Origin of the sequence: Streptomyces sp. NPDC059398 (genome assembly GCF_042751845.1) — a bacterium.
Classification (GTDB): Bacteria; Actinomycetota; Actinomycetes; order Streptomycetales; family Streptomycetaceae; genus Streptomyces.
Genome location: NZ_JBHYWP010000012.1, coordinates 86,793 through 101,162 on the forward strand (window position 1 = coordinate 86,793; position 14,370 = coordinate 101,162).

Genomic DNA, 14,370 nt, shown 5'->3' on the forward strand with positions numbered 1-14,370 from the left:
CAGCTGAGGTCACCGGGAACGCTACTGCACCATCTCCGCGAGCTCGGCCTCACGCTCGGAGACCTGGGCGAGCAACTGCTCCGCGATCTCCTCCAGCAGCCGGTCCGGGTCGTCCGGTGCCATCCGGAGCATCGCTCCGATAGCGCTCTCCTCCAGCTCCTGGGCGACCAGGGACAGCAGCTCCTTGCGCTGGGAGAGCCACTCCAGCCTGGCGTAGAGCTCATCGCTCTCGCTGGGCTCGGCAGCCTCCTGGACCGGACCGGCGGCCCACTCCTCGCCCAGCTCCCGCAGCGCCGCCTCGTCGCCCCGGGCATAGGCGGCGTTGACCCGGGTGATGAACTCGTCACGCCGTTCCCGTTCCGCGTCGTCCTGCGCCAGGTCCGGGTGCGCCTCCCGGACCAGCTCGCGGTAGAGCTTGCGCGCCTCCTCACTGGGCCGTACCCGCTTCGGCGGCTGCACCGGCTGCTCGTTCAGCATGGCCTGCGCCTCCGGAGGCAGCCCCTCCGAGTCGATCCAGTCGTGGAACAGCTCGTCAACGCCGGGCATGGGCAGCACCATCGCCCGCGCCTCCTGGGCCTTGGCCAGGTCCTCCGGGTCGCCGCTGAGCGCGGCACGGGCCTCGGCGAGCTGCGCGTCGAGCTCGTCGAGGCGGGCATACATCGGGCCGAGTCTCTGGTGGTGGAGCCGGGAGAAGTTCTCGACCTCCACCCGGAAGGTCTCCACCGCGATCTCGAACTCGATCAGTGCCTGCTCGGCGGCGCGTACAGCCCTCTCAAGCCGCGCCTCCGGCCGCTGCTCGCCCATGGGCTGCCCGCTCTGGTCGTCGTCGTTCCGGGTGGTCGTGCCCCCGGTGGCATCCTCCGTCACCCGTCCAGCCTACGGGCGCCCGCACCTCCCGGGTCACACTCCCGGCTCAGCCGCCATCCGTCCGCACCGCACCGCCGTCACCAGTTCCGCGTGATCGGCCTCCGTACGGTCCGCGTAGGCCACGGCGAAGGCGGCCACCGCCTCGTCCAGTTCCTCGTTCCTTCCGCAGTACCCGGCTATCAGCCGGGGGTCCGCGCTGTGCGCATGGGCCCGCGCCAGCAGCGCGCCGGTCATCCGGCCGTAGTCATCGACCTGGCCGGCCGCCAGCGCCACCGGGTCCACGCTGCCCTTGCGATTCCGGAACTGCCGCACCTGGTAGGGCCGCCCCTCCACCGTCGTCCAGCCCAGCAGGCTGTCACTGACGACCTGCATCCGCTGCTGCCCCAGCACCACCCGGCGCCCATGGTGCTCCGTCCGGCCCGATGTGAACCCGGCCGCGGGCAGATAGGGCAGCAGCGCCGAGGCCCGTGCCTCCTTCACCTGGAGCACCAGTGGTTCGCCCCGGTGATCGAGCAGCAGCACCACGTACGAGCGGGTGCCCACACTGCCGGTGCCCACCACCCGGAAGGCCACGTCATGGATCGCGTACCGCGCCAGCAGCGGAAGCCGGTCGTGCGGCAGGGTGCCGAGATACTCCGCGAGCGATCCGGCCACCGTTGCCGCCTCGGCGTCCGGGACCCGGCGCAGCACCGGGGGTGCATCCACGAAGCGGCGGCTGCCGTCGCCGCACTCCTCGGTCGCCCTGGCGGCGAAGCGCGCGCTGGTGTTGCCACGGGCCTTCTCGGAGACCCGCTCCAGCGTGCCCGCGAGGTCGTGCGCGTCCGCGTGCGAGACCAGTTCCTCGTCGGCTATCGCGTTCCACGCGTCGAGCACCGGCAGCTTCGCCAGCAGCCGCATGGTGCGCCGGTACGCCCCCACGGCGTCGAAGGCCGCCGCCCGGCAGCTGTCCTCGTCCGCTCCGGCCTGCCGGCCCGCCAGCACCAGGGAGGCCGTCAGCCTCTTGAGGTCCCACTCCCAGGGGCCGGTCTCGGTCTCGTCGAAGTCGTTCAGATCCATGACGAGGCGGCCCCGCGCATCGCCGTAGAGACCGAAGTTGCCCGCGTGCGCGTCACCGCATATCTGCGCGGCGATGCCCGTGGACGGCGTGCCCGCGAGGTCGTGCGCCATCAGCCCCGCGGCACCGCGGAGAAAGGCGAAGGGAGTGGCGGACATCCGGCCCACCCGTATCGGCACCAGGCTGGGCACCCTGCCCCGGTTCGACTCCTCGACCGCCCGCACCGGGTCAGGGCGTCTCCCCTCCGGGACCGGCGCAGCATGGGCGGACCGGGGGACGCGGGTCCGCAACTCCTTCCCCATGGCCTTCGGTGAGCGCGACGACGGCGGATGCGGACCGGGCGGAGCGCCGGCCATCCGCTGCGCGAATCCGGCCACCGCCGGGATACGTACCTGCTCGTCCATGGAGCCCCCGCTCTCGATCAACACCGACTGCGTCGACCGTACCGCCGTGGGCCCGGGCCCGTTCGAGCCTGTGGACAACTGCCCGGTTGTGGACAACTCGGCTGTACAGCGGCGCCGTTCAGCCGTGCGCTTCAGCGGTGCGAGGCAGCGGTGCGGTGCAGTGGTGCAGTGCAGTGGCGCGGTGCAGTGGTGCAGTGGTGCAGTGGTGCAGTGGTGCAGTGCAGTGGCGCGGTGCAGTGGTGCAGTGGTGCAGTGGTGCAGTGGTGCAGTGGTGCAGTGAGACGGGGACAGGTGCCGGTGCGGTTCTGGACTTGGGCCGGCGCGCCCCGGTGCCGGCCCCGGGCCCGCTCACACACCCACCGCTTCTTCCAGCTCCTCCTCTTCCGCCTCTTCCTTCGCCGCCGCTTCCTCCGCCGCGTGCCCCTTCTCCTTCTCCGGCTGCGCTTCCACCACTGCCCGCTGTGGCGCCTCCGGCGTGGCCGCCGTCCGCCCGGCGTCCCGCGCTGCCGACTTGCGGCGGCCCGCCTCGACCAGCCCCGCAACGCCCGTCACCACCAGCCCCGCCAGTAGCCAGAAGGCCAGGACCAGCACATTGCCGCCGAGGGCGTGGCCACCGAAGTACACATGGCTGCGCACACCCTCCACAAAGCCCGCGCCATTCCAGAAGGCGTGCAGCGCCCCGAAGAATCCGGGCTGCAGCTCGGGCCGGAAGATGCCGCCGGAACTCGTGAAGTTGAGCATCACGAACAGCACCATCACACCGAGCGTCGTCCACCGCTTCAGGAAGGTGTGCAGTCCCACCCCGACGAGCAGGATGCCTGCCGAGTAGATCCACGCCATGGCCCAGACCCCACCGAGCCCCTGGCTGACCAGATGGAACACCGGCCCGGCAAAGGCGGCGCCGATCGCGCTGACCACCAGGGAGGTTCCGAGCGCCAGCAGCGCCCTGATCCGCAGCGGAAGCACTCCACCGGCTCCGCCGATCACCGCGACCGAGGCGTACGAGCCGATACTCAGGGCGACCAGCAGGAAGAAGATGCCCTGTCCTGTCGGGTCGCCACTCGCTGTCGGCGCCACGTCGGTCACCTTGAGCGGTTCGCCCTGCTGGGCCGCGACCTGTGTGAACACCTTCTCCACCGCCGTGGCCGTGGTGTCGGACGACGCGGAGGCGACGACCAGTTCGGGGCTCGTACGGTTCGGCACGAAGGCGCCGTACACGTCCTGGTCCTTCAACTGCTGCACGGCGGCGGAGCGGTCCGGGACCGTCCTGACGTCGAGGGCACCGTCCCCCTTGTCGTGCAGCGTCTGCGCCAGCACCTGGGCGCTCGGCCCGGAACCGACGACCGCGACCCGGAGTTCATGCGGCTGCGGGGCGTGGAACGCCCCCAGATACGCGAGCCCCATGCCGATGCACATCAGCAGGGGCGTGACGAGATGGCCGAGGACATGGCGCAGAGCAGCCCCCGTACTGACGGCACCGTTCGTGGGGCCTGCGGACATCGGACACCTCTCCTGCTCACTGACGCGCTAGTTGGCTTTTACAACTTCTATTTGAGTTGTACTATACAACTAATAACTAGGAGGGCCAACCATGACCGGCAAAGACCCCCGGGACCACGACGCGTCCGTCGACACGATCCAGCGCGAACTGACGGCGTTCGCCCGGCGCGCCCGCGCCACGGCCGCCCGCCTCCACCCCGAGCTACCCCTGGTCTCGTACACCCTGCTCGCGCACATCGACGACAGCCAGGGCTGTCGCGCGACCGATCTCGCGGCGCATTACATGCTGGACAAGTCCACCGTCAGCCGACAGCTCGCCGTGCTGGAAAAACTCGGCCTGGTCGAGCGCCGCCCCGCCGCCGACGACCAGCGGGTGCAGGTGCTCCACCCCACCGAAGCCGGTACGCGGAAACTCGCCTCGTCCCAGGGCAGCCGGCGCGCGGCCGTCCGTGACCGGCTGGCGGACTGGAGCGAAGAGGACCTCGACCGCTTCGCGACCTATCTACTGCGTTACAACTCGGCAGAGTTGAGCTGAGAGCCGGGCCGGGTGAACAGCGCCGGGTGAGCAGCGCCACAACCGGTCAGAGCGCAGTCGGCCCGGTCAGCAGGGGCCGCCCGCGTCCGGGAGATACGCCTCCGCCCACTGTCCGAGCTCGTGGAGCGCGGGCCCCAACGCCCTGCCCGCCTCGGTCAGCCGGTACGAGACCCGCAGCGGGGGCCCTTCGTCCACCTCGCGTACGAGCAGTCCCGCCGCCGCGAGCTCGGTCAGCCGGTCGGAGAGCATCCGCTCACTGATACCGGGAATGGCCCGCCGCAGGTCCGCGAAGTACACGGGCTGCTGCATCAGCACGGCCACGATCAGGCCCGTCCAACGCTTGCCCAGCAGCTCGAAGACGCGCGTGATCGCCCCGCCGACCTGCTTGCACGTCTGCTCGCTGTGTTCCGCCATGCCCACAGAGTACTGAGTGCGGACCACTCCGTAGCAGCTGCGGAAAAGTAAGTGACTATGCTAAAGATAGGAACGCATGGTTTTTAGGATTACGGACCGCGACCACGCGCCGCCTACGCATCCCCATTCCACCCACGCCCCACCCACACTCCATGGAGACCGACATGGCCACTCTTCTGCACATCGACTCCGCCGTCTTCCCACAGGGCTCCGCATCCCGTGACGTCACCGCCGTCTTTGTGAACGCCTGGCGGGAGCAGCACCCCGAGGGCGTGGTCATCTACCGTGACCTCGCCGCCCATCCGCTGCCGCACCTGGACGCCGCCGCCGCGGCTGCGGGCGTCGAGTCACCGCTGCGGGCCGAGCTCGCCAACGAGCTTGCCGAGGCGGACGCCGTGCTGATCGGCGCCCCGATGTACAACTTCTCGATCCCCTCGACCCTCAAGGCCTGGCTCGACCACGCGATCATCTCCGGCCACAACGGCGGCGGCACGGAGAGCCCGCTGGCCGGCACCCCGTTCACGATCGTGGCCAGCCGCGGCGGCTCCTACGCTCCCGGAACCCCCCGGGAGACCTTCGAGTTCGTCCAGAACTACCTGGAGAAGCTGCTGACGGGGATGTTCGGCGCCGAGGTCGACTTCATCGTCCCCGAACTGACGCTGGCCGCCTCGCAGCCCGCCATGGCCGACCTCGTACCGCTCGCGGAGACCTCGAGGGCCAAGGCGCTGGAAGACGCAGCCTCCAAGGCGAAGGCGCTCGCCACGCGTCTCGCGGCCTGACCGTCCCACCGCAGACCCCCGGCGCACAGAAGGCCGTACACATCAGGACGGCCAGGACAGATCAGGGCGGCCAGGGCTGCCTCCGCAGAAACCCCCGTGCGGCTCTCGTCGACCCGCGCGGGGGTTTCACGTGAAACCCAGGCCCCAAGCGACCTCGGGGCGGCCCGAAGCAGCCTCAGATGGTCTTCGCTGCCCGCTCAACCCGCTGAGCGCCGGACGTGGCCGACTCCGCCCCCAGAGTGACCCCGGTGGGCTCCACCGAGTCCGCCGCGTCCGCCGAACGGGCCGCGCCCGCAGCCGCATCGGATTCCGAGGCCGCAGCGCCATGAGCGACCGGCGAGCCCGGCGAGCCCGGCGCCGACGCCCCGTCCTCCTTCATCGCCTTCGCCTCGCTCTTGAGAATGCGCATCGACTTGCCCAGCGCGCGGGCGGTGTCGGGCAGCTTCTTCGAGCCGAACATCACCATGACCACGACTGCCACGATGAGCAGGTGCCAGGGCTCCAGGCCGTTGCGGAGCATGTCCACCCCACCCTTCTTCTCGTCGGCCGACGGACCGTACCGCCGGAATCATCTCCAGAAAAGCTTGCTACATTGCGCAACTGTACAACCATGGGGTGGGGCCGTTCGTCCCCTCTGTACGGACGGACGGATGAAAGCGCGCAGATGAAAACGAGCGATCGGACCACACGCGGAGGCAAGCGGATCCCCCGGCCCGCGACCGGAGAAGGCACGGCCGCAGGGAAAGAGCGCCGCGAGAAGAACGGCACGAGCGGCCACGCCGATCACGGAGCCGGCCAGGGGACGGGCCACCGGCCGCCCCACCGCGGACAGCACGCCACCCATGCCCCGGGACGCGGGCCCAAACGCCGGAAGCGTCAGGGGCGCAGCCGCACCCGGCTCGTACTCGCCATAGCCGTGGCCCTGCTGGTGCTGGCCACCGCGGGCGCCGGCTGGGTCTACCTCCGGCTGAACGGGAACATCAACTCCTTCAGCTCGGACGGCATCTCGGCCGACCGGCCCACGGCCTCGACCAAGGGCCAGAACGTACTGGTCATCGGCTCGGACGCACGGACCGGCGGCAACAGCGTGCTGGGCGGCGGCGACAAGAACGACGTGGGGCGCTCCGACACCGCGTTCGTCCTGCACATCTACGCCGACCACAAGCACGCGCTCGCCGTCTCCATCCCGCGCGACACCCTGGTCACCATCCCGTCCTGCAAGCTGCCCGACGGCAGCTGGACCAAGCCGCAGCCGCAGACGATGTTCAACGCGGCCTACTCCGTCGGCCAGACCGCCAAGGGCAACCCGGCCTGCACCCAGAACACGGTGGAGAAGCTCACCGGTCTGCGCATCGACCACACCGTCGTCGTCGACTTCGAGGGCTTCTCCAAGCTGACCGGCGTCGTCGGCGGCGTCCAGGTGTGTCTGCCGCAGAACATCTACCAGCGGGATCTCGACCCGAACCGCACCACCCGCGGCAAGCTCCTCTTCGCCAAGGGGGAGCAGAGCGTGTCCGGGCAGAAGGCGCTCGACTATGTACGGATCAGGCACGGCATCGGTGACGGCTCCGACATCGGACGGATCAAGCGCCAGCAGGCCTTCGTCTCCTCCCTGATCAAGAAGGTGAAGGACGACGGGTTCACCCCCACCAAGCTGCTGCCCCTCGCCGACGCGGCCACCCACTCGCTGACCGTCGATCCGGGGCTCTCGTCCGCCGACAAGCTGCTCTCCTTCGTGATGTCGCTGAAGAGCATCGATCTGCACAACACCAAGTTCGTCACCATCCCCTGGCGGTACCAGGGAGCGCGCGTGGCCATAGTCGAGCCGGACGCGAACGCCCTCTGGTCCGATCTGCGGGCCGACCGCACGATCGACGGCAAGGACGCCAGCGGCAAGAAAGGCAAGGAGGGCAAGGACGGCGAAACGGGCAAGGACGGCGGCCCCGCGTCCCCCGGCCCCTCCTCGACACCGGCCGCCCCCCAGGGCCCCGTCTCCGGTGCCGGAATCGCCGTCACCGTGCAGAACGGCACCACGGTCACCGGTCTCGCGGCCCGCGCGGCCCAGAGCCTCCGGGACCACGGCTTCACCGTGAACGGGACGGTGACGGCCCCCACCCAGGACCGCACCTCCACCGTCGTCACCTACGGTCCCGGTGAGCAGAGCAAGGCCGCGACCGTGGCGAGGCTCTTCGTGGGGGCGACCGTCCAGGAAGCGCCCGCCGGTACCGCGGGCAGCGGTGTCACCGTGACCCTGGGCCAGGTCTACGCCGACAACCCCTCCGCCACCCCGAGCAGCGACCCGGCGGCCTCCTCGCCGGCCGATTCGTCGCCCTCCTCGCTCCCGTCGTCCGTGGCGTCCGGTGCCCGCTCCGGGGACGACGGGCCGTGCAGCAACCTGTCCTACGGCTGACGTTCAGCGACCTGTCCTACGGATGAGCGGCCCCGGCCGCCGGTACGGACCCGCCACCGCCCCACGCCACGGTCAACACGCCACCGCGCGAGGGCTGTCGGGCCGGCGGTCGCCGTACCGGCGGCTGTCGTACCGCCGCCTGGCCGCCGCGAGCCCCACCGCGTACAGGCCGAGGACCACCAGGAGCAGCGCGTAGTAGAGCCCCGGCAGGGCCGCCATGCCCAGCAGCGGCCCGAGCGGTGAGAGCGGGAGCAGCAGCCCGACGGCGGCGAGCACGGCTGCCGCCCAGCGGACCGGACTGGTCCCGTCCGCCCGGCGCCCCGAACCGGCACCGGCCCCCGCCCCCAAGTTGTCCGGGCCGGGCACACCGCGTTCGGCCGCCCGGCGCCCCGTACGCAGCAGAAGCATGACCAGCGACTGCGTCAGGAGGTTCTCCACGAACCAGCCGGAGTGGAACACGGTCTCGCTGTCCGGGCCGCCGGGACCGTGTACGGCGAGTGCCAGCACCCCGAACGTCGCGAGGTCGGCGACCGCGTTGAGCACGCCGAACCCGGTGATGAAACGGAGGAAGTCGCGCGATCGCAGAGTGGCGGGGCTGCTCAGCACACCCGGGGCGGGCCGGTCGTAGGCGAACGCGAGCTGCGCCGCGTCGAAGCAGAGGTTCTGCACCAGCACCTGGGCCGGGAGCATCGGCAGGAAGGGCAGCAGCAGACCCGCGCCGAGCATCGCGATGACGTTGCCGAGATTGGACGAGAGCGTGATGCGCAGATACGTCGCGATGTTGCCGCTGCTGTGACGCCCTGCCGTCAGCGCGTGTTCGACGGCCGAGAGGTCCTTGGCGTGCTCGGCGAGCACCACGTCCGCGCCCTCCCGCGCCACATCGGCCGCGTCGCGCGGGCAGATCCCGACATCCGCCGCGTACAGGGCGGGCAGATCGTTGACGCCGTCCCCGAGGAAACCGCAGACGTGCCCTTCGGACCGCAGCGCGCGGACGATCCGCGCCTTGTGCTCCGGGGTGCAGCGGGCGAAGACCACCGTTTCGCCTGCCGCCGCGGCCAGTTGGCCGTCCGTGAGGGCGTCCATGTCGCGGGCGGTGAGCACGGTCCCCGGGTCGAGCCCCAGCTCCCGGCAGACGCGGGCGGCCGTACCGGGGTGGTCACCCGTGACGACCTTCACCGCCACGCCCATCCCGGCGAGCTTGGGCAGCGCGTCGGCTGCGCCCGGCACCAGCGCGTCCCGCAGGGTCACGAAGCCGCGGAAGCTGAGGCCGCGCTCGTCGGCAGGGGTGTACGCCCGCTTGCGCGCCGGGCGCTCGGCGGTCGCGACGGCCAGCAGCCGCGCCCCGTCCCGTACATGCTCCCCGGCCGCCGCGAGCAGCCGCTCCCGCTCCGGGCCGTCGAGCGCGCAGCGTTCCAGAACGTTCTCGACTGCGCCCTTCACCACGAGAGTGTCGACGCCGAGCCGCCCGGGACGGCGTACGACCGCGGTCGACAGGCGCCGCACCGGGTCGAAGGGCAGCGCGGCGATCCCCTCGTACGGCAGGAACTCCTCGCCGTCCGACCCGTCGAGCAGCGCCTCGTCGAGCGGGTCGGGGGCGGGCAGGTCGGCCAGCTGGAGGGTCCACCAGGCGTTGACAGCGGCCCAGTGCAGCGCGTCGCGGTCGTCCGCACCGGCCGCGTCCAGCGCCCGGTCGACCACGGGCAGGTCCTGGGTGAGCGTCCCGGTCTTGTCCAGGCACAGCACGTCGACCGCGCCCAGATCGTGCAGCGCGGGCAGCCGTTTGACGATCACCCCGTGGTGACGGGCGAGGAGAGAGGCGCCACGGGCCAGACAGCTGGTGACGATCACCGGGAGCATCTCGGGGGTGAGGCCGACCGCCACCGCGACGGCGAACGGCAGCGTCTCCAGACCCCGCCCGCGCAGCGCCGCGTTCGCCATCAGCACCAGCGGCGGGGTGAGCAGCATGAAGCGGATGAGGATCCACGAAATACCGTGCACTGACCTGTCGAAGGCGCTGGGCCCGCGCGGCCCGGCCGCTCCGTGCCCGGCGGCGAACCAGGTCCGGGCCCCGGTCGCCACTACGACGGCGCTGCCGCTGCCCGACGCGACGCTGCTGCCCTGGAAGCAGAGGTGCGCACGGTCGAATGCGCTGCCGTCGGACGCCGTACCGGGCACATCGGTCGCGGACTTGGCGACGGCCGCCGACTCCCCGGTGAGCACCGCCTGGTTGACGCTCAGGCCGGTGGAGCGCAGCAGCCGCACATCGGCGGGGACCAGATCGCCCGGCCCGAGCCGGACCACGTCACCGGGCACCAGCTGGTCGACCGGGACCTCACGGGCCGCCGGAAGGGCGTCGTCCGCCGGCCGCCTGAGCACGGTCGCCGTACTGGCCACCAGTCCGCGCAGCGCGTTCATCGAGCGGTCGGCGCGGTGCTCCCCCGCGGAGCGCAGCGCACAGCTCACCACCACGAGCGCGGTGATCACCGATGCGGTGCCCCACGCGGCGACCAGCGACGAGACCACTCCGAGGCAGAGCAGCACAGCGGTGAAGGGGTCCCGGACGCTGCGCAGGAAGCGTACGAGCCAGGGGACGGGGAGCCGGGCGGGCAGGGTGTTCTCGCCGCACTGCCGCAGCCGTGCGTCGGACACCGCTTCCGTCAGCCCGCGCGGCCCGCTGTCCAGGGCGCGCAGCACCTGGAGCGAGGTCAGCGCCCCCAGATCGGGTACGGCGCCGCCGGCCGCCGGAACACCCTCTGCCACCCGCACGGCCCGCAGGGCGGCCCCGGGGCCGGGCTCCGGGGCCGCGGCGGCCTCAGGTGCCTGTCCCACGGAGGTGACCCGCCCGGGGAGCCCCGCCGCCGGCCCGGTCGGCGAGCTGGCCGACCACGAGCCGTACGACGGTCACCACATCGGGATCGTCGACGAAGTACACCTGCCGCCGCCCCTCCCGCCGGGAGCGCACCAGACCGGCCAGTTTCAGTTTCGTCAGATGCTGGCTCACCGCGGGGAGCGCACCGCCCACCCGCTCCGCGAGACCGCTCACATCGCTCTCGCCCTGGGCCAGCGCCCACACGATGTGCAGCCTGGCCGACGAGGCGAGCAGACCGAACGCGGCGGCCGCCTCCGCGAGCACTTCGGCGGAAGGATCCGGAAACCTCTCGACGCCTGCCGCCACTTCGCCTTCCCCCACCGCTGGACCACCCTCGGGACCACACCAGTCTAGGCCGCGCGGCTGTGCCGCATTTGCGTCCGGACAGCGGGAGCACCTAGCTTAACGGTACGAAACAGTTTCGTTTACTGGAGTGGGTATGCCGCAGCCCGAGTCCCGGAGAACACGGCTCACGCCCGAGCGTGAGGCGGAGATCTTCACGGTCACCCTGGATCTGGTCCGCGAGGTCGGCTACGAGGCCACCCGCCTCGACACCGTGGCGCAGCGTTCCCAGTGCAGCAAGGCCACCCTGTACCGCCGCTGGCACGGCAAGCCCCGGCTGGTGTCCGAGGCGCTGCGGCACGGCAAACCCTTCACCCTGTCCGGCCTCGACACCGGCTCCCTGCGGGGAGACCTGTACGAGATGACCTCCCGCATCGGGAAGGCCAGGAAGGACCACGCCCTGATGCGCGGCATCGCCCTGGCCGTCCGGCAGGACTCCGCACTCGCGGAGGCCATGCACGAGACACTGGTACGGCCCGACCTGGAGGCCGCCCGCGGGATCGTCGACCGCGCCATCGCACGCGGAGAGATCGATCCGGCCAATCCGGCCCTCGACTTCTTCCCCCACCTCATCCAGGGCGCGGGCTTCGCCAGGCTGGTCTTCGACCAGCGCGAGCCCGACGCCGACTACCTGCGCCGCTACGTCGACGCCGTCGCCCTCCCCGTGTTGCTCCGGGAGACCGACGGCAGCGCCACAGATACCACCTGAGGAGTACATGATGAGTTCCGCATCCGCCGACGCGGCCGTCGGCACCATATCCCCGCCGGCCGCGCCACCGGCCCCCACACCGTCGCCGCCCCCGGCGCACCGCTGGTGGGCCCTCGTGGTGATCGGTCTCGCCCAGCTGATGGTCGTCCTCGACGCCACCATCGTGAACATCGCACTGCCCTCGGCCCAGCAGGACCTGGGCTTCTCCAACGACGACCGGCAGTGGGTCGTCACCGCGTACTCACTGGCCTTCGGCAGTCTGCTGCTGCTCGGCGGACGGCTGGCCGACCTCTTCGGCCGCAAGACCACCCTGCTGATCGGGCTCATCGGTTTCGCCGGCTCGTCCGCGGTGGCCGGAGCGGCGGACGGCTTCACCCTGCTGGTGGTGGGGCGTGCGCTCCAGGGCGCGTTCGGCGCGATGCTCGCGCCGTCGGCGCTGTCGCTGCTGACGACGACCTTCACCGATCCGAAGGAACGCGGCCGCGCCTTCGGGGTGTTCGGCGCGATCGCCGGTTCCGGCGGCGCGGTGGGGCTGCTGCTCGGCGGGGTGCTCACCGAGCACCTGAACTGGCGCTGGACGCTCTATGTCAACCTCGTCATCGCCGTACTCGCGGTGGCCGGTGCGCTGCTCTTCATCCGGCGGCCCGCACCCGCCCAGCGCCCCAAGCTGGACCTGCTGGGCACCCTGCTGGTCTCCGCCGGGCTCTTCTGTGTCGTCTACGGCTTCTCCAACGCGGAGACGTACGCCTGGAGCGACCCGCTGTGCTGGGGCTTCCTGGCGGGCGGTGGCGTACTGCTGCTGGCCTTCACCGGCTGGCAGACCAGGGCGTCGCACCCCCTGCTGCCGCTGCGGGTCTTCGCCGACCGCAACCGGAGCGCCTCGTATCTGATGGTGTTCGCCACCGGCGCCGGAATGTTCGGGATCTTCCTCTTCCTGACCTACTACCTCCAGCAGATCCTCGGCTACACCCCGGTCAAGACCGGGCTCGCCTTCCTGCCGATGATCCTGATGCTGATGCTGCTGGCGCAGCTGTCGATCAACGTGCTCATGCCGAGGATCGGCCCCAAGATCATGGTGCCGATCGGCACCCTGCTCTCCGCGGGCGGCCTGGTCTGGCTGTCCCGGCTCGACCTGACCAGCAGTTACAGCGCGGACATCCTGCCGCCCCTGCTCCTCATCGGTGCCGGTATCGGCATGGTGATGCCCCCGGCCATGTCCCTGGCCACGCTGGGCATCGCCCCCGCCGACCAGGGCGTCGCGTCCGCGACCGTCAACACCATGCAGCAGGTGGGCGGTTCGATCGGTACCGCGCTCTTCTCCACCATGGCGACCACCGCGGCCAGTGACTACGTGAAGGACCACGGCACCTCCAAGCCGGCCCTCGCCGAGGCCGCCGTGCACAGCTACTCCACCGTCTACTGGTGGGCCGCCGGTCTGTTCGCGCTCGGTTTCCTGATCGCGCTCTTCCTCTACCGCAAGGGCCGCCCGCTGGGCACCGCACCGGCACCGGCCACCCCGCAGGCCGCGGCGGCCCCCGAGGAGGCCATCGAGGACGCGGCCGCCGCGACCCCGCAGGACCGCCCGACCGCCGAACTGCCCACGGCCGCACCGGACACGGCCCCGCAGCAGGCGAGCGTGCGGGGACGGGTGGTGGGCGAGGACGGCGCCCCGGTGGCGTCCGCGGTGACCCTCATCGACCAGGGCGGCCGCCAGGTCGCCCGCGCGGTCCCCGCGCCGGACGGCTCGTACGCGCTGTCCGCCCCGTACGGGAGGTACGTCCTGGTCGCTTCGGCGCCGGACTGCCGGCCGAAGATCAGCGAACTCGTCCTGGGCACCGAGCCGGTGGCCCACAACGTCCGGCTCGGCGGGACCGGCGGGCTCTTCGGCACCGTCGGCACGGCGGCCGGGCCCCTTGAGGGCGCGCTGCTCGTCGTGACGGACACGGAGGGCAGTGTGGTCGACTCCACCGTCTCGGCCGCGGACGGCGGCTACCGGCTGCCCGCGCTGCCGCCGGGCGCCTACACCCTGACCGCCGGAGCGGAGGGCCACCAGCCCTACGCCGCCCTGGTCACGGTCGCGGGCTCCGCCCCCACCCGGCACGACGCGGCCCTCACGGCAGCGGCGACGGTGCGGGGAACGGTGCACGGGCCGCAGGGCGCGCCGGTGGAGGACGCCCTGGTCACCCTGGTCGACGCGGCGGGCAATGTCGTCGGCCGGCACACCACGGGCCCGGACGGCGTCTACACGTTCACCGGCCTCACCGGCGTCGACTACACGGTGATCGCCGCGGGCTACCCGCCCGCCGCGTCCCAGCTCACCGTCCCTTCGGACGCCCAGGACGGGTTCGACGTACTGCTGGGGCACTCGGACTGAACCGGATCCGGGGCGGCCGCACGGTCTCCGTACGGCCGCCCCCCCCCCCCCCCGGGGGAAACCGCCCCCCGAAACCCGGGCCCACACACCCGGGGGGGGAAAACAACAAACCC

12 protein-coding genes are annotated in these 14,370 nt (G+C 71.5%); 5 read left to right on the plus strand and 7 right to left on the minus strand.

The features are described 5' to 3' along the window. Positions 1-21: 21 nt before the first annotated feature. The 3 genes from ACFXBC_RS07195 to ACFXBC_RS07205 all read right to left on the minus strand — a co-directional run bounded on the left by ACFXBC_RS07195 (position 22) and on the right by ACFXBC_RS07205 (position 3,825). Positions 22-804 carry a J domain-containing protein gene (locus ACFXBC_RS07195; protein ID WP_385019651.1) on the minus strand — a complete coding sequence of 261 codons (783 nt, stop codon included), beginning with the start codon at positions 802-804 and terminating at the stop codon, positions 22-24. Positions 805-900: 96 nt separating this feature from the next. Continuing rightward, positions 901-2,325 carry a DUF2252 domain-containing protein gene (locus ACFXBC_RS07200; protein WP_385019628.1) on the minus strand — a complete coding sequence of 475 codons (1,425 nt, stop codon included), beginning with the start codon at positions 2,323-2,325 and terminating at the stop codon, positions 901-903. 348 nt (positions 2,326-2,673) lie between these two features. Beyond that, positions 2,674-3,825 carry a hypothetical protein gene (locus tag ACFXBC_RS07205; RefSeq protein ID WP_385019630.1) on the minus strand — a complete coding sequence of 384 codons (1,152 nt, stop codon included), beginning with the start codon at positions 3,823-3,825 and terminating at the stop codon, positions 2,674-2,676. Positions 3,826-3,916: 91 nt separating this feature from the next. Here ACFXBC_RS07205 and ACFXBC_RS07210 point away from each other — a divergent pair, with 91 nt between their 5' ends. After that, positions 3,917-4,360: a MarR family winged helix-turn-helix transcriptional regulator gene (locus ACFXBC_RS07210; RefSeq protein WP_266855192.1), complete on the plus strand. Its 444-nt coding sequence runs from the start codon at positions 3,917-3,919 to the stop codon at positions 4,358-4,360. Positions 4,361-4,426: 66 nt separating this feature from the next. Here ACFXBC_RS07210 and ACFXBC_RS07215 read toward each other — a convergent pair whose 3' ends face one another. Next, positions 4,427-4,774: a winged helix-turn-helix transcriptional regulator gene (locus tag ACFXBC_RS07215; protein WP_385019633.1), complete on the minus strand. Its 348-nt coding sequence runs from the start codon at positions 4,772-4,774 to the stop codon at positions 4,427-4,429. A 164-nt stretch (positions 4,775-4,938) separates the two neighbouring features. On the opposite strand from ACFXBC_RS07215, the gene ACFXBC_RS07220 reads away from it, so the two are divergent. Further along, a complete protein-coding gene (locus tag ACFXBC_RS07220) occupies positions 4,939-5,553 on the plus strand; it encodes an FMN-dependent NADH-azoreductase (RefSeq protein ID WP_385019635.1) in 615 nt (204 codons plus the stop codon). A 175-nt stretch (positions 5,554-5,728) separates the two neighbouring features. Here ACFXBC_RS07220 and tatA read toward each other — a convergent pair whose 3' ends face one another. Further along, positions 5,729-6,073: a Sec-independent protein translocase subunit TatA gene (gene tatA, locus ACFXBC_RS07225; RefSeq protein ID WP_385019637.1), complete on the minus strand. Its 345-nt coding sequence runs from the start codon at positions 6,071-6,073 to the stop codon at positions 5,729-5,731. Between the two features lie 144 nt (positions 6,074-6,217). Between tatA and ACFXBC_RS07230 the strand changes: the two genes are divergently transcribed. Then, positions 6,218-7,963 (plus strand): LCP family protein, encoded by a 1,746-nt coding sequence (locus ACFXBC_RS07230; protein ID WP_385019639.1) that lies wholly within the window; start codon positions 6,218-6,220, stop codon positions 7,961-7,963. 72 nt (positions 7,964-8,035) lie between these two features. Here ACFXBC_RS07230 and mgtA read toward each other — a convergent pair whose 3' ends face one another. Both mgtA and ACFXBC_RS07240 read right to left on the minus strand, forming a co-directional pair. Beyond that, positions 8,036-10,792 carry a magnesium-translocating P-type ATPase gene (gene mgtA / locus ACFXBC_RS07235; protein WP_385019641.1) on the minus strand — a complete coding sequence of 919 codons (2,757 nt, stop codon included), beginning with the start codon at positions 10,790-10,792 and terminating at the stop codon, positions 8,036-8,038. Further along, positions 10,776-11,138, minus strand: a complete 363-nt coding sequence (locus tag ACFXBC_RS07240) for an ArsR/SmtB family transcription factor (RefSeq protein ID WP_385019653.1) — start codon at positions 11,136-11,138, stop codon at positions 10,776-10,778. Before ACFXBC_RS07240 ends, mgtA begins: the two co-directional genes overlap by 17 nt. Before the next feature lie 133 nt (positions 11,139-11,271). On the opposite strand from ACFXBC_RS07240, the gene ACFXBC_RS07245 reads away from it, so the two are divergent. Continuing rightward, a complete protein-coding gene (locus ACFXBC_RS07245; protein ID WP_385019643.1) occupies positions 11,272-11,883 on the plus strand; it encodes a TetR/AcrR family transcriptional regulator C-terminal ligand-binding domain-containing protein in 612 nt (203 codons plus the stop codon). Between the two features lie 10 nt (positions 11,884-11,893). Continuing rightward, complete coding sequence (locus tag ACFXBC_RS07250) at positions 11,894-14,257, plus strand: DHA2 family efflux MFS transporter permease subunit (RefSeq protein WP_385019645.1); 2,364 nt, start codon at positions 11,894-11,896, stop codon at positions 14,255-14,257. Positions 14,258-14,370: the final 113 nt, after the last annotated feature.